Here is a 459-nt window from a genome sequence, read left to right as displayed (position 1 = left end):
GAGAACGTCACCTCTCCCGCGTTCTCGACGCAGACCCCTCCACCGACGGGCGTCGACACGTTGAACTCGACCTGCGACTCCGTCTGTAGTTTGATCACGCCTTGGACGCGACTGTTGCCGCCAATGTCCAAGCCGATCTGACTCGGCGTGTCGATCCTGAGATACTCTCGAACGGTCGAATTCCCCCTGAGCTTCAGGTCGACTTGGCTCTCCGAGCGGAACTCGGCCGCGCCCCCGATCGTGGTGTTGCCCGCCACATTCTCTTTGATCTGGTTCGGCGTGTCGATTACGACGCTACAGTCGGTGGACTTCCTTGGAACCTTGTTAATAACGCATCCGGAGGGGAGCTCCCGGGGCGCGCACACGTCGACACTCTCGCACGTGACCTGTGCCGTCCGCGTGAACTCAACGCGTTGATTCGCGCTGGAGGCGACGATCCGCAGCTTAACGGCACCGTCG

The 459-nt window shown here is 61.4% G+C and carries 1 protein-coding gene; it reads right to left on the bottom strand.

Annotated features, from left to right (window positions below; translation table 11 throughout):
- On the bottom strand, positions 1-459 hold a 459-nt coding region (locus EXE42_RS18975), incomplete at both ends, for a hypothetical protein (RefSeq protein ID WP_158293777.1).

It is taken from the genome of Halorubrum sp. SP3 (genome assembly GCF_005435195.1).
Lineage (GTDB): Archaea > Halobacteriota > Halobacteria > Halobacteriales > Haloferacaceae > Halorubrum > Halorubrum sodomense.
Note: the sequence above shows the minus strand (reverse complement) of the source record. Positions and strands in the feature narration are given on the sequence as shown.